This window comes from Desulfosediminicola flagellatus (genome assembly GCF_005116655.2).
Lineage (GTDB): Bacteria > Desulfobacterota > Desulfobulbia > Desulfobulbales > Desulfocapsaceae > Desulfopila > Desulfopila flagellata.
Genome location: NZ_CP050698.1, coordinates 3,042,118 through 3,065,662, shown reverse-complemented (window position 1 = coordinate 3,065,662; position 23,545 = coordinate 3,042,118). Strand labels below are relative to the sequence as shown.

The window sequence follows — 23,545 nt, the reverse complement described above, 5'->3', positions numbered from 1 at the left end:
ACTTCTCTGTATGGACGATATTGAAAATGATCCAGAATGATCAGTCAAATATTGGAAAGGTGAACATGTGTTGTGGATATTATGTTTAGTAGACGGTAGTGCGAAGTCAGAAAATTGGATAGTGAGATGGAATGAGCAAAGTCGAGTATGTCAAAATTATAAATCTTTGTTAAGTGAACTGACTAGATGGCGAAAGTAAGTGTTATAATTCCCTGTTTCAATCATGGGGCGGTTCTTTCGGAAACACTTGAGTCTGTATATAAACAGGTGTTTTCTGATATCGAGATAATTGTTGTAAATGATGGCTCCAGTGATGCTTTTACAAGACAGATGCTCGGAAGTCTTTCTCATCCCGACCTGAAGGTCATTCATACAGAGAATCAGGGGTTAGCAGCCGCAAGAAACAACGGTATTTCAGCTGCAGAAGGTGAATACATACTACCGCTGGATGCTGATGATTGTATTGGCCCAGAGTATATCGAAAAAGCTGTTGCTGTTCTTGGTTCAAACCCCGATATAGGTATAGTCTACTGCAGGGCACAGCTTTTCGGCGCAGTAGATACGGAATGGCTGCTGCCTGAGTATTCATTGAGAGGGATGCTAAAAGACAACCTCATTTTCTGCAGCGCGCTCTTTCGAAGAAGGGACTGGGAAGAGGTCGGAGGATATGATCCTGGCATGATCTACGGTTGGGAGGATTACGACTTCTGGCTTTCACTCATTGAAAAGGGTAAGGGCGTTCATCAGATTCCCGAGATTCTTTTTTACTACCGGGTCGCTTCGGATTCCATGATTCGCAGCAAGGAGAAATGGCAGAAAGTCTCTATGCTCAAAAGGATATATGAGCGCCACAAAACGTTGTTCAGTGAAAATATCGATGTATGGATAGAGGCATTACTTGATGCCAATGAAAACTATTATACCAGCAGGCTGTATGTTGACTGTGGTGAAGGGGTGTCTGATGAAAGAAGCGTTAGCCGGAAGGTTGAGCAAGGAACCTCAACAATAGATTTTCAACTTAATGATTATGAAAATATACAAAGATTACGTTTTGATCCGATAGATACCCCTGCAATTATAGAAATGCTAAAAGTAACCCTTAAATATCAGGATGACAGTAGCAGAACAGTATATGTAAATTCGGATAATGCTCTTATCCAGTTGGGTAATGACAGATATTTTGCTGATGACGATCCGCAATGTTTCCTGGATGTCAGTCCTGAGTATCTGGTTGGTGCAGCATCGTTAAATGTTCAACTGAGCTTTAAATCCCTTGGTTCTGATGCTCTAGCGTCGATTGTTGAATATCAGAATCAAAACCTTACAGATTTAAAACAATTTCTAAGGACTACCGCTAATATTGGCGCATTGAAGGCTTTTTTTGCATCACTGAAAAGGCATCAAAATGAAAGTTTCTCTCAATATGTGTTACGGCAGTGTAAGTTCTTCTGAAGTCATTGCAAAGTGGGATAAGTTCTGTTTGAACAAACACAACTTATCCCATTCTACTTTTCTATTCTACCAAATGGTAGATGATTCTTTTTTCGATTAGCTCTCCGTCTGAGTTGGTTTCATGAAGTTTTATCGTAAGAGTTGTAGGTGATGTAGCCTCATTGATGATGAATGGGAAAGTGTATGTTACACCTTCTATAGTTGGAAACGTAACTGTACCTTCAGAATAATTTGCATCAAAAGGGCCCTCTATATGATTCAGATTGCTATCTGAATTGTCGGCATTAATGCCAAATACGACATTTCCAAGAAGAAATGAACCATCAGATTCTATAAATGTCAGTATGTCTTTTAGAGGATCGTGAGGTAATTCGCCTTCGGCTATTTGCCATACACCTGAAAGCATTCCATGCTTATCTTTGTGCAGCATGAGTTTGTTGGTCAAGTATGGTTGGTATGGTGAAAATCCCCAGACAAGTGATGTTTCAACTGAAGGATCATATTTGTCAATGACCTGTCGCTTATAAACGTTTATAAGAGTTACTTTGGCTTTATCGCTCAGGTAATCAAAAGGTGATACTAGAACTCCACCGCCTATCGCTGCAGGTCCATCAGTTCTTCCAGCATCAATAAGTCCAAAGGCTGATGATTCAGACCCCTTCTCACGATTCATGCCAAAGCCGATAGGCATCCCCTGAGTAATGGCTTGGCCGATTGAAAGATTTGTGTCAGAAATACTGGCGTGCCAACCTGTTAGATTTGATCCGTAATCAATCGTTATAGTGTAGAGTCCTTGATCGTCAACAGTGATGTCATTAACAATTCCATCAGCCCAACTAAATATTGGCGTATTTGCTTTAAGGTCGAACCAGACATAATCCATACCTTTTATCTGCCTTCTCAGATGAACTCCAAAACCAGTAATTCCTGCATCAGCATTAAATACAAAATCATCCGAATTAGCTGGTAGTCCGAGTTTTACAGGTGAGGATTCTTTTGGTAGTGTCCAAGTGTAATAATCAAAAACCGGATCTGGTGAAGCATTAATCGGAGAATATCTGTTGGGGTCAGTCCCTTCAACAATTTCACGTAGATCTGAGAGCATATCGTTATCAGAATCCCAATCAAAAGGATCTGTCTTATAGAGTATGGTTTCATCATTATCACTTAATCCATCATTATCTGAATCGATTTGCAGGGATAAGTTGGTTCCTTGAAAAACTTCAAGATAATCTATGATGCCATCACTATCAGTATCTGTAGATAATGGATCCATATTATTTTGGTATTCTTCAAAATTCGATAGTCCATCACCATCACTGTCTGACGATCCGTCAAATGGATTGTTAGGATCTAGTCCGTTAGAAACTTCCCATTCATCAGGAATATTATCTCCATCTGTATCTAGAACTGGAATTGAACTCTCAATATCGGATGTTTTGCTAACATTATTAAAAGAGTCAACGGCACCAACAGCAAAGCTGTACTCAGTGCCGTTACTGAGTCCTGAGACGGTGAATGTAGTTGCCGTGAGTGGAGACGTATTGATTTTGGTGAAAGGTTGAGGGAAGACCTTAATCTCTTTGAATACAACGTTTGGCCCTACGGAATTAAACAGTGCTCTGATCTTGATGAACCTGGCCTCTACCGGCGAGATATCATCTTCAAGATAGCCTTTGTTCTGGCCCCCGGAGCGGTCGATAACCTGGGTGTAGGCGCTATTATCTACAGAGGCAGCCACTGTATATCTCTGGTACCGGGAGTCCTTATCGTAGTTGTGTAGGCCGATGCCGCTGATGTTAACCACCTTGCCCAGATCAAGGATAAAATCCCCTGGCCATTTAACAGCACCATAACTGGTGTGGACGGTGGTAACTCCATCAATAAGTGCAGCTTTGCTGCCGCTGGTGAGGTTAGAGATGACCGAAGCACCGGCAGATTGCAGTGCCACATCATCGCTTGTGGCATCTGCATCCGCTGTATAGATGAAATAGCCCTGCAGGTCAGCTTCATTATTAGCATTCCAGGAGAGGGTTACCTGTGTATTGCCGCTTGAGGAGGTTACGCCGGTCGGAATTCCCGGTTTGCCTGCTGTTGCCGAGACGGAACTACTGTGTGGGCTTTCCTTGCCGGATTTATCGACAGCAGTAATCTCGTAGCTGTAATCGGTACCGTTGACTGTGTCGGTGTCTCTATAAGAGGTGCCGGTGACAAGAGCTGTATTGAGTAGTGCTGCATTACGATAGATGTTGTAGCCGGCGAGATCAGTTTCAATATTGGCATTCCAGCTGATATTTAGAGAGGTATCGCCGGGGTCGGAAATGCCGGGATTTACAGGTGGTGCAGGTGCAATACCGTCATCAGGTACACCGTTGACTGGATCGGATAATGCTCCTGTGTTGCCAAAACTGTCCACCGCCCCTACAGCAAAGCTATAATTTTCGCCATTGGTAAGGTTCGGTATGTTAAGGGTAGTAGTCGTGAGTGGAGACGTATTGATTTTGGTGAAAGGTTGAGAGAAGACCTTGATCTCTTTGAATACAACGTTTGGCCCTACGGAATTAAACAGTGCTCTGATCTTGATGAACCTGGCCTCTACCGGCGAGATATCATCTTCAAGATAGCTTTTGTTCTGGCCCCCGGAGCGGTCGATAACCTGGGTGTAGGTGCTATTATCTACAGAGGCAGCCACTGTATATCTCTGGTACCGGGAGTCCTTGTCGTAGTTGTGTAGGCCGATGCCGCTGATGTTAACCACCTTGCCCAGATCAAGGATAAAATCCCCTGGCCATTTAACAGCACCATAACTGGTGTGGACGGTGGTAACTCCATCAATAAGTGCAGCTTTGCTGCCGCTGGTAAGGTTAGAGATGACCGAAGCACCGGCAGATTGCAGTGCCACATCATAGCTTGTGGCATCTGCATCCGCTGTATAGATGAAATAGCCCTGCAGGTCAGCTTCATTATTAGCATTCCAGGAGAGGGTTACCTGTGTATTGCCGCTTGAGGAGGTTATGCCGGTCGGAATTCCCGGTTTGCCAACTGTTGCCGAGACGGAACTACTGTGTGGGCTTTCCTTGCCGGATTTATCGACAGCAGTAATCTCGTAGCTGTAATCGGTACCGTAGACTGTGTCTGTGTCTCTATAAGAGGTGCCGGTGACAAGAACTGTATTGAGTAGTGCTGCATTACGATAGATGTTGTAGCCGGCGAGATCCGTCTCAATATTGGCATCCCAGCTGATATTTAGAGAGGTATCGCCGGGGTCGGAAATGCCGGGATTTACAGGTGGTAGAGGTGCAATACCGTCATCAGGTACACCGTTGACTGGATCGGATAATGCTCCTGTGTTGCCAAAACTGTCTACCGCCCCTACAGCAAAGCTATAATTTTCGCCATTGGTAAGGTTCGGTATGGTAAGGGTAGTAGCCATGAGTGGAGACGTATTGATTTTGGTGAAAGGTTGAGGGAAGACCTTGATCTCTTTCAATACAACGTTTGGCCCTACGGAATTAAACAGTGCTCTGATCTTGATGAACCTGGCCACTACCGGCGAGATATCATCTTCAAGATAGCCTTTGTTCTGGCCCCCGGAGCGGTCGATAACCTGGGTGTAGGTGCTATTATCTACAGAGGCAGCCACTGTATATCTCTGGTACCGGGAGTCCTTGTCGTAGTTGTGTAGGCCGATGCCGCTGATGTTAACCACCTTGCCCAGATCAAGGATAAAATCCCCTGGCCATTTAACAGCACCATAACTGGTGTGGACGGTGGTAACTCCATCAATAAGTGCAGCTTTGCTGCCGCTGGTAAGGTTAGAGATGACCGAAGCACCGGCAGATTGCAGTGCCACATCATAGCTTGTGGCATCTGCATCCGCTGTATAGATGAAATAGCCCTGCAGGTCAGCTTCATTATTAGCATTCCAGGAGAGGGTTACCTGTGTATTGCCGCTTGAGGAGGTTATGCCGGTCGGAATTCCCGGTTTGCCAACTGTTGCCGAGACGGAACTACTGTGTGGGCTTTCCTTGCCGGATTTATCGACAGCAGTAATCTCGTAGCTGTAATCGGTACCGTAGACTGTGTCTGTGTCTCTATAAGAGGTGCCGGTGACAAGAACTGTATTGAGTAGTGCTGCATTACGATAGATGTTGTAGCCGGCGAGATCCGTCTCAATATTGGCATCCCAGCTGATATTTAGAGAGGTATCGCCGGGGTCGGAAATGCCGGGATTTACAGGTGGTAGAGGTGCAATACCGTCATCAGGTACACCGTTGACTGGATCGGATAATGCTCCTGTGTTGCCAAAACTGTCTACCGCCCCTACAGCAAAGCTATAATTTTCGCCATTGGTAAGGTTCGGTATGGTAAGGGTAGTAGCCATGAGTGGAGACGTATTGATTTTGGTGAAAGGTTGAGGGAAGACCTTGATCTCTTTCAATACAACGTTTGGCCCTACGGAATTAAACAGTGCTCTGATCTTGATGAACCTGGCCACTACCGGCGAGATATCATCTTCAAGATAGCCTTTGTTCTGGCCCCCGGAGCGGTCGATAACCTGAGTGAAGGTACTATTATCTACAGAGGCAGCCACTGTATATCTCTGGTACCGGGAGTCCTTGTCGTAGTTGTGTATGCCGATGCCGCTGATGTTAACCACCTTGCCCAGATCAAGGATAAAATCCCCTGGCCATTTAACAGCACCATAACTGGTGTGGACAGTGGTAACTCCATCAATAAGTGCAGCTTTGCTGCCGCTGGTGAGGTTAGATATGACCGAAGCACCGGCAGATTGCAGTGCCACATCATCGCTTGTGGCATCTGCATCCGCTGTATAGATGAAATAGCCCTGCAGGTCAGCTTCATTATTAGCATTCCAGGAGAGGGTTACCTCTGTATTGCCGCTTGAGGAAGTTACGCCGGTCGGAATTCCCGGTTTGCCTGCTGTTGCCGAGACGGAACTACTGTGTGGGCTTTCCTTGCCGGATTTATCGACAGCAGTAACTTCGTAGCTGTAATCGGTACCGTGGACTGTGTCTGTGTCTCTATAAGAGGTGCCGGTGACAAGAACTGTATTGAGTAGTGCTGCATTACGATAGATGTTGTAGCCGGCGAGATCCGTCTCAATATTGGCATCCCAGCTGATATTTAGAGAGGTATCGCCGGGGTCGGAAATAATCGGATTTACTGGTGTTGATGGTGCGATACCGTCATCTGGAATAAACGTCACAACCTCAATATCATCAACCAGCCAGCCCATATAATTATTGTACAGCCCGTCAACAGTATCAAAATAGAATCGGATATATACAGATTTACCCACATAGGAACTCAGGTCAATCTGTACCTCCTCCCAAAATGTCGCTGAATATACTGATTGGTAGAGGGTGGTGAAGTTTACATTGTCCTCGGAAATTTGTACTCGCGCTGTGTCATAATAAGACAGCTTCTCTGTTTTTAGGTAATGTTTGAATCGCAGTTCTGCACTTTCCAAGCCTTGCAAGTCGATTGGTTCAACTGTGGTTATATGGCCCCAGTTATGGTAACCGGTTTCATAGGTATATGTAGATTCTAAGCCGTAGTACCAGGAGGTAGGTTCCGATTTCCAACCATAGTAGTCACTTACATGCCAGAGCCCGTTTTCTCCAGCGGTGTTTGACCCACCTGTGAGAGCAAATTTTGTAGAACCAACCTCTGCTGTGTCTGACCAGAAAACATATTCAATGTCTGTAAAGAACGTGTAGAATTGTCCATTGTTATCATCAAGAACAGTGTTGCCAGCCTGGTCAGTTGCCTGGATTAAAAATTCGTAACTTGTTGAGGACGTTAGGTTCTCAAGCTGAATAGTGTGGTCGAGCAATGATGCTGATAACTTTTCTGTCCACTCTGTGTCACCTTTAACCCTATAGAGCAGAACTGATGTTGATTTTTCATTGGTCGTCCATGTAACCGTCGCCGTTTTATGACTAATACCAATTGATTGAATATTGGCGATGGTTGGATATGTAATGTCTATTTCTGCTGTATCTGCTACATTTTCGCCACTTCCCGCTCCACTATCTGCATCAAAATATGATGCAGTAAGAGTATCGCCTTCTGCCACCTGTACTACTGATTCTACGATAAAACTTCCTTTAAAACTGCCGGAATTCACTGTAGTTTCTGTTAAAACTATATCTTGACCGGTATCGTTCGTTGAAGAGATTTTCACTATAGCGGTATCAAGACCGTCTGTTATATCGAGATCAAGATCGGTAACTGTTAGTATTGCCGTCGATCCTGGTTGGTAATATTGTTTATCAAATGATATTGTGCCAACGCTGGACCCTGATGAAACACCGGTAGCTACAAGTGCAAAGGGTTGTGGGCCATTCGGAACGTTATGAGCACGGATTGTGACTGTATAAATGCCTTCTATAGGATCTGGAATGAGGATGTTTTCCAGTACGTTTAATCTGTCATTGTTTCCGCCAGATGTTGAAACACCATTTGCAAATACGTTTCCAAGCAATGTTCCTTTGGGACCGTCAACAATAAGATCTAGATCGTTTACAAGTTGTATTGCTGAACTAAGTGAGGGAAAGTAGTCTGTCCAGGTAAGTGAGATTTTTACACGTTCATTTCCGCTTGCATAAAAGGTATATATTTTTTCTTCACTGGTGTTCAATCCTGTATGATTGTCATCTACGTATAAGGTGTGACTGTCGCCTGAGAATAGGAGCGTATTATCAAGTAGTATTCGTCCCCATCCCTGTCCTGTACTGGGGATCGGACCATCTGTATATTCCCCCGTCATGTTAACAGCGCTGTTGACGAGAATGGCTTTAACGAGTGCAGCACTTGGATTGATAGAATCTGTTCCATTAGCACTACCTGAAGGATAGTAACCCTCAACAAAATACTGTCGGACCAATGTCGCACTACCAGCATGTGCAGGGGCAGACATGCTCGTGCCGCTCATAGTCCGGATGTCTGAATTAAATGTGGTTATATTCCCGTCACTGTTTGCTGACGATATATAATGACCGGGAGCAGTAACCGTTGGCTTGATTCGGCCGTCATCAGTTGGTCCGTTGCTGGAAAAATATGCTACATCTTCCTGGTTGTAGCCAGCGTGTGCGTTTTCACTGGCTCCCGAAGTAAGAACGTTTTTTGCCGTTCCCGGAGATCCTATAGTGTCTACGGCAGAGCCGGAATTACCCGCAGAAAAAACAATCAGGAAATCCTTATGGTTCCACATAAACTCATCGGCATCCTGGGACATTGAGGTGTATGCACCGCCAACAGCAGCACCCCAGGAGTTGGAATGGATTCTGGCACCATCGTTATATGCCTGTTGAAAGTAGGGATTCAGGTCGTTGGGAATTCCAGTAAGAGATCCACCATAGCCAATATCCTGAATAACAAGTTTGGCATCGTATGCTACTCCGTTGTAGGATGCATTGGGACCTAAGGATTTTCCGGCAATCGTCCCGGCCACATGGGTCCCATGATCATGAGCGTCCCAATCGCCATTTCCTGCCAGGTCGTGATACGATAATACCTTTCGCTGTTCATTGTTTACAGTGCTGGTGGGAATACCTTGTACTCCATCCCAGAAAAAGGCCATATCAACATCTAGCCCTGTATCACCGACACCTACAATCTGCCCTGCTCCTGTCAATCCTTTATCCCAGAGCGGATTCTCATTTGAAACGTTACTTTGGACAACCCAATGCATCGTATCATTATTCAGGGTAGGTGGAACGTAAGGTTCTATCCATTCTATATCTTGTGATTGAGACAGTAACTCCAAGGCGTAATCAAGACTGTCAGCAAAAACCTCGATAAGTACTCTGCTTTTTCTTGAATCGCTTGAGTCTACAACCGTAGCGACATCTGTCGATTCTACAAGAGAATAGAGGGCAGGTAGTTTACCGTTTTCAAAGGTCTGGACGGTCAGTAATATGTTTTCAGGAATGGAAACTGTATCATTTCCTGACCCGGTTTGGGTTGTAGCGCTGTCAGCTTTTATTATAGAGGGGTTATGAAGAGCAGAGTTGTTTTCATCAGGTGTTTGTGAACGGCTTGAATCATCTCTTTTCGCGTCACTGAGGACATTGGCATTTTTCTCAATCAGATCTTTAGAAATTTTGTAAGCCGGATGGTAATAATCAATCCATTGAACAAAAGACAATTGTGCCACACTATCTTTTGTTTCTGAGGTCATGCTTACTATGAAAGTATTGTTCGGTATATAGTTACCAATCAGACCGCCTGCATTTTCAACAGCTTTTTTCCACTCGGTAATGACCGGACCTGAGAACTGTACCAAATATCGTATGGGGATTCCGGGCGGTGTATTTTTCGGATCAAATTTCAGTGTTTCAGGTAGTTCAACCTGTCCAAGTGATGTGTCAAATCCTCCCCTCTGAAGGAGGATTCCATTCGGGTTAGAGACCAGAGATTTGGGATCTGTAAATAATTGAGCAGGGGCAGAGGCGATGTAGTTTGAACTCGTCGTATCTACATGAGCATGAGTGGTGTTTGTGCCGGAAGCTTTTCGTCCATTTTCTGTCGGCGTTTTTTTGTGATAATCCTTGGAAAGAACACCAGTATTTTTCGATTGAGGTGTGTTCTCTGGTGACAGATTTGCTGAAACATCAGCATTGTCTGCATGGACAGGAAGGGCAGATGTGGTTTGATGATCATCTTTTGTTAAAAGAAATGTAAATATTCCAGCAGATATTGCTAAAAGTGAAATTACTGCTATGAGTTTTACATTTTTCATGCAATCACCAAGAATTCGGGTAGAGATTTACAACAATCAACTTTCGTTTACTTATCTCAGTTACTGAATTTGAATTACTTAAATGAAATTCAAATCTTTTCTCTGAAACCCAAACATGTCATCAGACCGTTTCTTGTTGATCTGTTAACACATTGGTATTGAGGTGTTTGTTGAGGTGGTTGAGTAAATACCATTAATAAAAAAAGCCAATAATACTGATGTTCAGCAAGAACGATGCCTGATATGAATTTATGGGCTGAGGTGAAACGAATCGGGCAAGGAAGAGGATCATGAAAGGTGCATGATCAGTACGGAATTTTTCTGAAATCATGATTCAAACATCCAATAATACGATAAAATGTATTTCCGTTATTCTATATGCGGATTACTGAGGATTGGGACGATGGTCATATGACATTTCAAAGGAAACAATGTCTTGATAGTAATTTGGACAGCGCAGATGATTGTGTTTTGCTTAATGTCTAGAATGAAAATCTCATGAAATCAAATTGTTGCAGATGACAACATAGATTTCCGTGTATGTGGGTTCAATGCTAATAATTGCTTTTGACGTAGACATCTTCTGTTGTGGTTAGATATGAACAATGTTATTGAGTTGAATGTTAGGCTGTTAGGTGCTGAGTTCAGTGTATATAGTGCTTACATCTGTTTCGTTATAGAAAGGTGGAGCAGAAATGGTAGGGAAAGGTTATAGTGTGCCTGACTTGTAGGTGTATTGGTGGTGAAATCAGATATCTGCATAATGAAGGTAAACAACGTATGCGTATTAAAGAGACTGATAATACCTTGAAATTTTTCTAGACGAGTCTAGACGAAAAATCAGAAAGAACGGTTCTCAAAATTGGGCAGGAATTAATAGTACAGCCACTAAAGACGAGCTGAAGCTCGCTATAATTATCTTTATATATACGCACTGATAACTGACATGATTTACAAAAAGCACTTAAAGAGGGGTGTATAACTGCATGGCTTCGCCTTTGGTATCGGTTGTAATACCGGCATATAATCATGAAAAATTTATTGGTCCAGCTGTCGATAGTGTATTGCAGCAAACACTGGATGATTTTGAACTGATAGTCATAGACGATGGTTCACGTGACAGCACAGGTGATATCGTGCAAAGTTACGATGATAAGCGATTGTCGTATACCTACCAGGAAAACAGGGATGCGTTTAATACCATCAATAGAGGTCTTGGCATGGCAAAGGGGAAGTATATATCTATCCTCAATTCAGATGATATATACACCACAGACCGACTTGAAAAACTCGTTGCATATCAGCATGAACATCGCTCCCAGGCAATAATTACCGATGTTATCCCCATTGGTGATGACGGCAAGGAATTTACATCTCCATCCTTTGGCTGGAACCAGTGGCACGAGAAAAACAGAACGTTCTACAAGACCTGTGGCGATCTCTATTCTGTATTTTTACATGGTAACCTTATGGTTACAACTTCCAACCTGTTTATGACTGCAGAGGCAATGAAAAAAGTAGGGGAATTCTGTTCACTCCGATACCTTCACGACTATGACTACATTTTTCGTTTGATGCTTTCCTGCCCAGGAGCAGTACACTATCTCGATAACGAAAAACTGGTCTACTACAGGATTCATTCAGGGAACACACTGGGTGAAGCTGCAATAATCGGCCGTGAACAGGACCGCGACCTGATAAAAAAATATATGCTTAAAAGAATTCCTGAGGAACTTCAGGAAATCGTTGATGCGGGTTCGTCACGCCTGGTCGAGCTTGAGCAGGAATTGACCGAAGTACGAAACATTCTTGAGCCTCAGCACATTAGCAGGGGAGTACGACCTGCTTTGCGGGAACTGATTGATAGTTTGAATATCTGGTTCCGAAAAAAGCTGGCTTGATCCGGCAACCCGATTTTACTCAGGATTACATGAATGAGCTTTAATAAATACTTTTCACTGAAGTCTCTTATAGAAGCTGGCAAAGCTGTTCAAGATGATCTTCAGGTAGTCACATTTGATCTTTTTGATACGCTGGTAATTCGGCGGGTCCATGATCCGGATCTTGTCAAACTGCCAGTCGCACGCTTTATTGCGACCAAAGCTGAAGCTGATGGCATTGTAGTGTCACCCGAACGAGTTCAACTTCTTCGTGACGAAATTGAATCTCAGCATCGCGCTGAAACCGGAAAACAGTTTGACGATCATGAAGCATGTTACCCTCACTTCATGAAAGAACTTCTCCAGCATATTTTTAATCGTGACGATGTAGATAGTCTTCTTCATGAAGTTACCGAATACGAAATGTTCATGGAGTCGCAGATGATAGTACCACGTGCTGAACTCGTTGCGTGGCTTATCGAACTCTCTGATATGGGCAAACGTGTTTTCGTGGTTTCAGATATTTATCTGCCCGCAGAGAATTTACGAACACTTGTTGAGCGTGCTGGCTTTCTTGACTGTGTGGAAGATGTTATCTCGTCGGCAGACACTTTTCTGGCCAAAGCTTCAGGTAATGCCTTTCCCTATCTCGAAAAAAAATACGATCTGCAGAAAAAAGGATGGTTGCATGTTGGTGATAACCCGATTTCAGATGGCTTAAGGCCGTCTGAATATGGAATCAACGCTATCATTCTAAACGATGCTTCAGAGAAACAACGAAAATCAATAACAAAGAGATATCTCAATTACTCTAAAGGATTACCGTTCTGGAGGGGCAGGGCATTACAGCAACTCATGCAACCGCACGAGGGTGAGAACATTGCAAAGCCTGCATTGTATCGTGAGGGGTATACTTTTCTAGCACCTATTATTGGTGGGTTTGTACAGCAGATTGCTGAGAAATGTATTGCTGCAGGAGTGAAGAAGATATTTTTCCTCTCGCGTGAAGGGTACACGTTTAAACGCTTTTGGGAAAAGGCAATGCCTGCACTCTACCCTCAGGGTGGTTTGCCTGAGATTGAATACCTCTATGTGAGTAGAATGGCGCTGGCTGGCGCGAGTTGTGCCTATCAAGGCTTAACCCGAGTTAATGCCCACATTGCTTTTTTGCCTCCTGGCAACAGGGACTTTAGAGATATATGCCGAATTTATAAATTTGATTGCGGCAAATTTATACCTATACTTGAACGATTCGGGCTCCGCATCGATACCTGCTTAAGCCCAATGCATGACGGATATAGTCCCGATCATCAGGTCGCGTTTGAACAACTCCTGGATGATGAAGCTTTTCAAGCGGAAGTTAAATTACAGGTTCGACCATCAAGCGAAGCGATGCAGCGCTATTTTGAGGATGCAGGTGTTTTTGACCATAAACAGATTGCTGTAGTAGATATAGGATGGCTTGGTACTATTCAACGATTTCTCCATGAGGCTATACAGCATAGGACGGATTGTCCCAGAATCTTCGGTTACTTGCTTGGAGCAACACGGGGTATCGAGTTTCCTGCAACTCCTGATAATAACCTTGAAGGAATTATCTACGACAAACACAAATTTGACATGGCAGGAAGTACTTTGCTTCTGGCGCAAGATGTCTTTGAAGAAGCGTGTCGGGCTCCCCATGCAACACTCAACGGATATACGCTCACAGATGACGGTTATGAGCTTGATTTTCGTCAGACTGACGATTCGGTAGGACGTGCAGAGTTAGAGCAGGATGAGTATTTCGCCCCTTTACAGCAAGGGCTACTTGACGGTGCAGAACGATATGGGGCGGCATCATCATTGCTTGGTTATTCTCTTCATGATTATAAACCATGGTTTAATTATCTACTGGTGAGCAAACTGGCCTTTCCAAAGGCACGGGAGGTTGCAGCTATCCGCCATAAACATCATCTTGATGATTTCCATGGCCAACATAAACTGCCCAAAAAAAGTGGAGCAGGAAAGCTAACCAGCCTCTGGCAGTATCCGCTTTTTGCGATTCGGTTCAGTCCGTTGTTACGGACGAGGCTTTTTATCGGGCATCTGCGTGCACGTATTCGTGAGTAACTACACGAGCAAGGTAAGGGAAATGGAAAAGATATTGAGTAAAAAATTTGACATTACAGGCAATGAAACACTTAGGGTTGGCAGAACGTATGTGCTTTCCCGTTTTGTACCACTTGGTAATTTCAGTAGCGGGCCCAATCTGCGTTGTCTGCTCGTGCTTGGAATTCTCCACCATTTTTCAGGGTTGGCTTTCTGGTTCCAGGTTCGTAATGAGCAGCGTGCTAATTCGATCTACAACCTGATGAAACGGATTGTTAACAAGATCATCTAATGATGCATGTCGTTTTCCGTATTAAATAACTCCAAAAGAAGAGCAGGTTAATCAACAATGAAAAATATAAAACCAGCTCTAAAAATTACTGCCAAAGCGCTTTGCAGTATTGCCTTTTTTGCAGTTCTTCTTTCATTTGTGAAAACCAATGAGTTGATAGATGTCTTTTCACGAATCCATTGGGGCTATTTTGTTGGATCATTTTGCCTGACACCAGTGATGCTCTGTGTGAGTTGTGCCAAATGGAAACTTTTGCTTGATAAAGGCCGAGTCAGGGTGCCGATGTGGCAACTCTTGAAAATGTATTTTGTTGGATATTTCTTTTCTAATTTTTTGCCATCTACAGTGGGTGGTGATGTTGTACGATCCTTTTATGCTGGTAAACGTATTAACGATCAGGCGTATGCAGCAGTTTCTGTATTTCTTGAAAGATTTACAGGCATACTTTTTTTGTGTGTTCTGGTTATCGTAATGCCTCTATTCAGAATTGATCTCTACGTAAATCCATTCATCTATTTGCCGGCTGTCGGTGGCTGTTGTGCACTTATTCTCTTTGCATTTTTGTTTTATGCAGGTAGTCGGGACTCATGGCTGAACAATTGTATAATCAAATTACCAGGGCTATTTGTCAGTTCAGAAAAAGCTGGTGAATTGAAAGTAAAAGGGAAGATAGCAAAATGTTTAGAAAAAGTTACTGAAATTATCGTTGATAAAGCCAAAAAAATCAGATCCGGACTTGAGATTGCTATTACGGCAATGGGAAGTGATAAGAGCTATTTGGTAAAGCTCGTTGCGCTGACTGTTGCGTTTTATTTTCTTACAATGGTGAATGTCTTTATTGCTTTTAAGGCCTTTTCAGTAGACATCAGTTTCCTTGGTGTGTGCGTGCTTGTTCCTCCCGCGCTTTTAGTAGCACATGTCCCTGTAACACTGCTTGGTAATCTTGGATATTTCGAATCGATATTCGTCGGGTATTTTCTCCTAATTGGTGTACCGGGTGCTGAGTCTCTTGCTATGGGGTTGTTGCTGCGGTTGAAAATGCTGAGTTTAGGTATACTTGGTCTAGGATTTTACCTGTCGTATAAAAGTAGTAATGGTGCCGAACTTGATGAGCTGAAGGAATTACACAATCATGCAAGGTAGTAGGGCATGCGATTGCATTTGAAAATTGCGATTTAAAAGGGCAGTCGTCCATGCCCTGTATCTCCAATGTTGATCTCTGGGGTTTGATTACATCAGGTATATCTGCCAACAACGGTAAATCTTGACAGAAATCATTTGCTTGTCAGGAAAAATAGTAGTAAGAATAACAGCACTCCTGACGAAAAGATTGTCTGGAATGAATGCTCCATTGATCATATTTATAATTCATTATCAATAGGTTGTATAGCACTCTGCCGTAAAGTGTGGATGATGCGAGTTTGCTGATTTACATATGTTTGTCTTCAGTGTGCTCCAGAGTGTTACCCTGTAATTACAGTTACCTGGAAATACGAACACGAGCACACTCGAACACCATGCTAAATCGTATGGTTCTTGTGGCTTATGATGACCACGGATTGCGGTCAGATACGTTGAGCGAAAATAGATAACTCTATCTAGAGGGAGAGGGGTCCGTGCTACTTTCTGTTGTGATACCGCTTTTAAATGAAGAGGACAATATTCAACTGCTGTATGACGAGTTGAAAGAGGTGCTGGTCTCACTAGAGGATAAACATGAGATAATCTTTATAGACGATGGCAGCACTGATAGAAGCTTAACGATTTTAGAGGAAATACAGGCCGGTGATGACAATGTAACTATCGTATCCTTTAGAAGAAACTTTGGTCAGACAGCGGCAATGGCTGCAGGTTTTGATTACGCTCGCGGCGAGGTTATCATTACTATGGATGCGGATTTGCAAAATGATCCACATGATATTCCATTGTTATTGCAAAAAGTGCGGGAAGGGTACGATGTCGTTACCGGTTGGCGACATGATCGTAAGGATGCGTTTATTAATCGTAAGTTACCATCAATGATTGCAAACAAGATTATTTCTCTGACAACCGGTGTGAGCCTTCACGATTATGGGTGTACACTTAAAGCTTTTCATAAAGATGTAATTAAATGCGTAAAGCTTTATGGCGAGATGCATAGATTTATTCCCGCTATTGCAAGTGGCATGGGCATTGATTTTACAGAGGTAAAAGTTAACCATCGTGCGCGTAGATTTGGTGCAACTAAATATGGTATTTCACGTACATTACGGGTTGTTCTTGACCTGTTGACAGTGAAATTCCTGCTCAGTTACGCAACGAGACCAATTCAGGTGTTTGGTCTTATGGGGGTATTATCTGGTGGTCTAGGTGTCGCAATTGCAGCTGTTTTAACCGTTCAGAAGCAGTTCTTTGGTGTACCTCTTGGCGATCGCCCATTATTGCTGCTTGCTGTGATGCTGATATTCATTGGTTTTCAATTTATTACGATGGGGTTATTAGCAGAACTTCAAGCCAGGACTTACCATGAAGCACAGAATAAACCTGTGTATCATGTGCGTAGGGTTATCGGTGACAAGAAGTTTGCGAGGGTCGACAATGAAGAGCCTGTCTCCTCATAGCACGATTGAAATAATCATTCCTAACTGGAATGGTAAAGAACTCCTGGCTGAATGTTTGCATTCATTATCAAGGCAAACCTGCCGGGAGTTTTGCATTACTGTGGTTGACAACGGATCTGAAGATGACTCGTTACCGTTTGTTCGTAGTGAATTTCCACAGGTAAAGGTCATATCGTTTTCTGAAAATCGTGGATTCAGCGTGGCTGTTAACGAAGGAATACGCCAATCCGAATCTGATTGGATCATGCTGCTCAATAATGATATTGAAGTTGAAGAGCAATGTGTTGAGATGATGATTCATGCTATTGAAACCTACAAAGAATACGATTCATTCAGCATCAGGATGATGAGCTATCACGAGCGTATGGTGTTTGATGGTGCAGGTGACGCTGTGTTGCGCGGTGGTGTAGGATACCGTGTAGGAACACTCGAAAAGGACACCGGGCAGTACGATACGGACCGTGATGTTTTTGGTGCATGTGCTGGCGCAGCACTTTACAGCAGCAGATTTTTCTCAGTAGTAGGATTATTTGATGAAGATTTCTTTGCCTACCTCGAAGACCTTGATATAAATATGCGGGCAGTACGTGCAGGATTGAAATGTAAATATCTTGCCGCGGCCAAAGTCTACCATATCGGCAGTGCAACTTCCGGATCAAAAATTAACCCGTTTACAATTCGTTTATCAACCAAAAATAATATTAATGTTTTAGTGAAAAACTATCCTGTTTCTTTGCTCTTCAGGTTTTTTCCTGTTATTGTTATTTACCAGTTAATGTGGTTTTTATTTGTATGTAAAAAGGGACAGCTTAACGCCTATTTTAAAGGACTACGTGAAGCCGTAAAACAGGTGAAATTGATGCAGCAAAAACGGGAACTGATTAATTCCTCTCATGCTATTTCCATAAAAGCCTTTGGAGGTGAGTTGACGTTAAGCGAGAGGGAAGCAGTGAAGTCAATAATGAATCGTAGAAAAGCTTTAGGCAAAGGAAATTTTCTTCTTGAGACATACAATAAGATTTTTCTTTGATCTGCTCTTATGCTGGTAATCCACACACATCTACCTGTTGTTTTCATAAATTATATAATGCTTACAGTGTCGTCATTAAATGTGGATACTTCAAGTAAATAAATATTTATAGATAGTGTAACTAAAAAGTGAATTTTTTTTAATTCTACCCTTCATTATTTATTTTGTTTGTGGCAGACTTAACTTAGCGCATATTCCGGATGGTCAATGTTGGTTGGATGGCAATGCGTTTTTCTGAAAGTATAACATCCTTTATTTGTCGCATGTGACTTAGAACAGCTTAAAAGACAGCCTGTAAATATAAACAGGGTGATTTTTGCCGTTTTTGGGAGAGGGGTACAACAAGCATTACTTCCAGTCAGTGTTTGATTATAAAATACTGAGGAGAAGGTATACGAAGAGATAACAACAGCAGGATAATCCGGTTGCAAAAAAAAATTTGCGAAGAGCATTACGCCTGACAACAGGGTGAATCGCAATGCTTTTCGGGCGGTTAGGCAAACATCAGTTGAAATATATGTTCGAACAATATTGAAATAGCTGTTCTGAGCGTGTGTTTGTAATTGAAAAACTCGTGAAACAGTTGTAAATGCAGTTTGTTCAGGTGATGATTTTCGGTCGTAAGAAATCCGGTGTCAGAACAGGGAATGGGCGAATACTAAAATTCGATGAGTATACCTATTGTTTCAGCGATTATAGTATCCCACAATTCAGCTCATGAGCTGCCACAATGCTTGGGCGCGCTTGAAAATCAGAGTGGATGCTCTCTCAATCTTATAGTCGTAGATAGTGGCTCAACAGAAACCGGGTATCTTGACCAGTTGGCAGATCGGTATGCTTTCAGATTAATACGAACCTCGAATGTTGGTTTTTCTCAAGCAAATAACATAGGCTATCAAGCTGTATCTGCAGATACCGAAATGGTTGTGTTTTTGAATCCGGATACAGTACTTCCGGACAAATATCTGGAGAAAGCCTTAACGTTATTAAAAAATACACCTGAAGCGGGTGTTGTTTCGGGTGTTCTTGTTGGTTACGACATGAACTCTTCTAAACCAACAGAATATATTGATTCAACCGGAGTATTCAGGAAATGGTATGGTCGCTGGTACGATAGAGACCACGGAGTCAGGTACGCTGGCATAAACAGACCGCGGCAGTTTCTTCCTGCCGTTTGTGGTGCCTTGCTCGCCTGCAGGCCTGAAGCGCTTGCGGCAATGAGTGGGTATATCTTTGACCCGGATTTCTTTTTGTACAAAGAAGATATCGAATTTTCCATACGATTGCGAAAGCATGGGTGGAAGTTGCTTTTTGAGCCTCAACTTGTTGCGTATCACGGCAGAGGCTGGAAGCGAAAACGACGGGATGTACAAGTATTCTTACGAGAAGTAGCATCGAAAAGTGAGATGCTTCTCTACAGAAAGCATCCATCTCCGTATATGCTGTGGGCAGTCATGAAATACATTCTCGTACGGTATGTGAAAATTTAATGCTCGTATGCTACGAGGAGATACATAAATTGTGAATCTGTATCAGTTAACCTGTAAGCACCAAAATCACTCTTTTTCTGTTACCAGGGAGTAGTGTGAAATTATCTATAATAATACCAACATATAATGGCGCCAAGACACTGACTAAACTGTTTCAGGTATTAGAGAAGCAGACTGTTATACCAGAAGAGATTCTGGTTGTGGATTCATCATCAAAAGATGCTACTGTCAGCGTATGTAGAGACTATGGGGCATCTGTAACCATAATCCCGCAATCAGAGTTCGATCATGGTGGAACACGTACGCGTATGGCTGAGGAAGCAACTGGCGATATTCTTGTATTTATGACTCAGGATGCAATTCCAGCAGCGAATGATGCTATTGAAAAGCTCATAGCACCGTTTGTTGACGATGAGAAGCTGGCAATGACGTATGGCAGACAGTTGCCAAACGAAGATGCGGATTTTGCTGCTGCCCATCTACGTGCTTTCAATTACCCTGATAAGCCTGATACCAGAGAGTATGACGATAAGGAGAAGCTGGGGATACGAACAATCTTTACTTCAAATTCGTTTGCAGCATACCGAAAATCAACCCTTACAGATGTCGGCTATTTTAAGGATGGTCTTATTTTCGGTGAAGACACCTGCGCGGCAGGAAGACTTCTGCAGAAAGGATATACGATTAAATATGTGAGTGATGCAGCTGTTTATCATAGCCATAATTATAAAATCGTTCAGGAGTTTAAACGCTCTTTTGACATCGGCGTGCTGCATACTGTCGAAGCACTTCTTTTTAATGATTTTGGGAAGGCTGAAAATCGCGGTGTCGAATATGTCCGTTCAGGCATGAATAATCTGCTGCAGAAGAAGGAGTATGTAAAGACTGCAGATTTTATGGCCCGTACGATGATGAAGTTTATAGGGTATAAGGCCGGCAGAAATTATCAGAAGATTCCAGGTGAAGTAGTACCGGGGCTGAGCATGCATCAGGCCTGGTGGAAAAAAGGCAGAAAGCCTGATTGAATTCCATTCACCTTTTTAAATAAATAGGATTACCAAACACTAAATTTTATGGTCGCGACCAATCTACGAGAACAAAGTTCACTGATTGCCAGATTGTTGCATTTCGTTGATTGCCTGTTATGTGTCGGGTATATGGTAGCACTGGTCAAGTGGTACAGTATACCTTGGAATATCTACTATTCACGTCTTACAGTACTGACATTTATACTCTGTTTTGTTTCCTTTCAATCAGTGCAACTCTATCGATCCTGGCGTGGTGGGAAGTTTTACCTCGAACTGCTTGCCATTTTAAAAGCCTGGGTCATGGTTGTCGGTATTCTATTGTTTTACTTTTTTATATTCAAAATATCTCACGCCTATTCCAGAGTAGTATTTCTTATCTGGTCGCTCAGCACACCAGCTCTCATCTTTCTTTTACACGTATTCGCTCGTGCGATGCTTCGCAGGATAAGAAATAATGGTAAAAACGTCCGAAGAGCAGTTGTTGTCGGCGCAGGTGAACTAGGTGTGACGCTGGTGAAGGAAATTGAAGCTATGCCATGGGCTGGTATTGAAGTGCTTGGCTTCTTTGATGATGTGAGAAAGGATGAAAAAATAACCGAGGTGATGGATATACCAGTCATCGGAACCATTGATGAAATGCAGGGGTATCTTGATCAGAATGATATTGATTATGTGTATATTGCACTGCCTATGCGGGCAGAACAGATGATATTTAAGATACTCCGTGAGTGCCGTTCACTAGGGGCGAAGATTTATCTTATACCTGATTTGTATCTTTTTGGGATTCATCATGCTGAACTCCAGTCTCTTGGCGAGTTGATCATTTTGAACTTCAATCCACACACAGAATGGAAGCGAAGTTTCGATATTGTTTTTTCAGTGATGGTATTGATCTTTTCACTCCCGTTAACACTCATGGTAGCTCTTGCTATTAAGGTGTCGGATGGTGGCCCGATTTTCTACGCTCACGAACGTATTACAGTTACTGGTAGAAAATTCAACTGTTTGAAGTTCCGAACAATGAGAGTGGGTGCTGATAACGAGCTTGAGACCATTCTTCAGCAGGATGAGACACTGCGTGAGGAATGGCAGAATAGATTCAAGCTGAGAAATGATCCGCGAGTGACTGCAATAGGGAGGTTCTTGCGTAAGGTGAGTCTGGATGAGTTTCCCCAGTTTTTCAACGTGCTCAAAGGTGAAATGAGTGTTGTTGGAGCACGGCCGATAGTTGGTTGTGAACTTGATAACTTTTATAAAGAAAGTGCCGGGCGGTATTGCTCAATGAAGCCGGGAATCACAGGTCCATGGCAGGTCGGTAAACGATCCGATGTTGATAATTATACTGAGCGGGTGCAGATGGACGACTGGTATATTCTCAATTATTCATTGTGGACAGATATCAAGATAATCGGTCAGACAATAGTCACGATGTTTAAACGAAACGGAAAGTGAGGCGTGGTGTTAAGAGATATGCATTACACCGCCTGTTTTAGTTGCACATTAAGTTGAAGCAATTACTATAGGAGTCTTATCAGGGAGTAAGTACGTTACCCGGGTCGAACCGGTTTTTTTTGATATATTATAGAGTGTATTTTTAGCAGAAGCATACCCCTGAAATAGTGGTATGCTTTTTTGTGTTTAAAGAGATTCAGTATTGTAAAGCAGGAGTAATTATGGCCAGGGTATATGCCGGAAAGAGAATACTCATCGGAGTTACCGGAAGTGTTGCAGCATTTAAGGTTGCCGGCTGGGTGAGTACGCTGGCAAAGGCCGAAGCTCTAGTTTCAGTTATAATGACAGAGTCTGCCAGACAGTTTGTTACACCTCTAACGTTTAGTGCATTATCAGGCGAGAAGGTTCACACTGATATGTTTGAAACTGAGAGCAGTGAGGTGATGGCTCATATAAATCTTGGCAGAGAGGCTGATATTATCATTATCGCACCTGCGAGTGCTCAGACAATTGCCAGGCTTGCAAACGGCATGGCTGAAGATCTCCTTTCCACAACTGTTCTGGCAGCCAGGGCACCTGTCTATATTTGTCCGGCAATGAATACACGTATGTTCAGTCATCCTGCTACACAACTCAATCTCGAAAAATTGAAATCCTTTGGATATACGGTCATTGACCCTGATGAGGGAATGATGGCCTGCAAGGAAGAAGGCAAGGGGCGACTGCCTGAATGGGATCAGGTTGACGATATTTTTCAAAGGGCTCTCAGTAATCACGATTTATCTGGAAAATCTGTACTTGTTACAGCAGGGCCGACGCGGGAACCGATTGATCCTGCAAGATTCTTAAGCAACAGATCTTCAGGAAAGATGGGTTTTGCAGTGGCTCGTGCCGCTTACAGGCGTGGTGCTGAGGTTACCCTGGTATCAGGTCCAACATCACTTACAGCCCCTCTTGGGGTAAAGCGCATCGATATTCAGACAGCAATTGAAATGCATGATGCTGTTATGGAATACGCAAGTAGTTCTAGAATAATAATCAAATCTGCAGCAGTTTCTGATTACCGAGCAAGGACGATCTTTGATGAAAAAGTCAAAAAAGAGCAGATCAAAGGAAGCCTTGAGCTTGAAAAAAATCCGGATATCCTCAAAGAACTTGGACGCAGAAAAAAAGAAGGACAAGTGCTGATAGGTTTTGCAGCAGAAAGTTCACGGCTTGAGAAGGAAGGACGTAAAAAGCTTCAGGCTAAAAATCTGGATATGATAGCAGTTAATAATATCAAGTCAGATTCTACAGGTTTTGAAGTAGATAATAATCAACTGCTGCTGCTTACCGCAGATGGTTCTGAAAATCTTCCGTTGGTCTCGAAGGAACGAATTGCGGATATGCTTCTCGACAGAGTTGTAGACATCTGCTCTAGAGAGCAACGATCAGAACTGTCTAAGTGAAAAATGATATCT

12 protein-coding genes are annotated in these 23,545 nt (G+C 42.9%); 11 read left to right on the top strand and 1 reads right to left on the bottom strand.

Going from position 1 to position 23,545, the window contains the following annotated elements; genetic code table 11:
• Positions 1 to 186 precede the first annotated feature (186 nt).
• Positions 187 to 1,452: a glycosyltransferase family 2 protein gene (locus FCL46_RS12775; protein WP_136810861.1), complete on the top strand. Its 1,266-nt coding sequence runs from the start codon at positions 187 to 189 to the stop codon at positions 1,450 to 1,452.
• A 61-nt stretch (positions 1,453 to 1,513) separates the two neighbouring features.
• Here the strand turns inward: FCL46_RS12775 and FCL46_RS12770 are convergent, their stop codons facing one another.
• Positions 1,514 to 10,222: a discoidin domain-containing protein gene (locus FCL46_RS12770; protein WP_176371604.1), complete on the bottom strand. Its 8,709-nt coding sequence runs from the start codon at positions 10,220 to 10,222 to the stop codon at positions 1,514 to 1,516.
• 986 nt (positions 10,223 to 11,208) lie between these two features.
• Here FCL46_RS12770 and FCL46_RS12765 point away from each other — a divergent pair.
• The 10 genes from FCL46_RS12765 to coaBC all read left to right on the top strand — a co-directional run bounded on the left by FCL46_RS12765 (position 11,209) and on the right by coaBC (position 23,533).
• A complete protein-coding gene (locus FCL46_RS12765) occupies positions 11,209 to 12,123 on the top strand; it encodes a glycosyltransferase family 2 protein (RefSeq protein ID WP_136808506.1) in 915 nt (304 codons plus the stop codon).
• Positions 12,124 to 12,156: 33 nt separating this feature from the next.
• A complete protein-coding gene (locus FCL46_RS12760) occupies positions 12,157 to 14,214 on the top strand; it encodes an HAD family hydrolase (RefSeq protein WP_136808505.1) in 2,058 nt (685 codons plus the stop codon).
• A gap of 22 nt (positions 14,215 to 14,236) precedes the next feature.
• Positions 14,237 to 14,485, top strand: coding sequence for a hypothetical protein (locus tag FCL46_RS12755; RefSeq protein ID WP_136808504.1), 249 nt, complete (start codon positions 14,237 to 14,239; stop codon positions 14,483 to 14,485).
• 57 nt (positions 14,486 to 14,542) lie between these two features.
• Positions 14,543 to 15,628, top strand: a complete 1,086-nt coding sequence (locus tag FCL46_RS12750) for a lysylphosphatidylglycerol synthase transmembrane domain-containing protein (protein ID WP_136808503.1) — start codon at positions 14,543 to 14,545, stop codon at positions 15,626 to 15,628.
• A gap of 473 nt (positions 15,629 to 16,101) precedes the next feature.
• Positions 16,102 to 17,085 (top strand): glycosyltransferase family 2 protein, encoded by a 984-nt coding sequence (locus tag FCL46_RS12745; RefSeq protein WP_136808502.1) that lies wholly within the window; start codon positions 16,102 to 16,104, stop codon positions 17,083 to 17,085.
• Positions 17,063 to 18,115 (top strand): glycosyltransferase family 2 protein, encoded by a 1,053-nt coding sequence (locus FCL46_RS12740; RefSeq protein ID WP_167505935.1) that lies wholly within the window; start codon positions 17,063 to 17,065, stop codon positions 18,113 to 18,115. Before FCL46_RS12745 ends, FCL46_RS12740 begins: the two co-directional genes overlap by 23 nt.
• Positions 18,116 to 18,783: 668 nt before the next feature.
• Positions 18,784 to 19,605, top strand: coding sequence for a glycosyltransferase (locus tag FCL46_RS12735; protein WP_136808500.1), 822 nt, complete (start codon positions 18,784 to 18,786; stop codon positions 19,603 to 19,605).
• A 95-nt stretch (positions 19,606 to 19,700) separates the two neighbouring features.
• Positions 19,701 to 20,630, top strand: coding sequence for a glycosyltransferase family 2 protein (locus FCL46_RS12730; protein WP_167505934.1), 930 nt, complete (start codon positions 19,701 to 19,703; stop codon positions 20,628 to 20,630).
• Between the two features lie 48 nt (positions 20,631 to 20,678).
• Positions 20,679 to 22,085 carry a sugar transferase gene (locus FCL46_RS12725; protein ID WP_136808498.1) on the top strand — a complete coding sequence of 469 codons (1,407 nt, stop codon included), beginning with the start codon at positions 20,679 to 20,681 and terminating at the stop codon, positions 22,083 to 22,085.
• Between the two features lie 221 nt (positions 22,086 to 22,306).
• Positions 22,307 to 23,533: a bifunctional phosphopantothenoylcysteine decarboxylase/phosphopantothenate--cysteine ligase CoaBC gene (gene coaBC, locus FCL46_RS12720; protein WP_136808497.1), complete on the top strand. Its 1,227-nt coding sequence runs from the start codon at positions 22,307 to 22,309 to the stop codon at positions 23,531 to 23,533.
• The last annotated feature ends 12 nt before the right edge of the window (positions 23,534 to 23,545 follow it).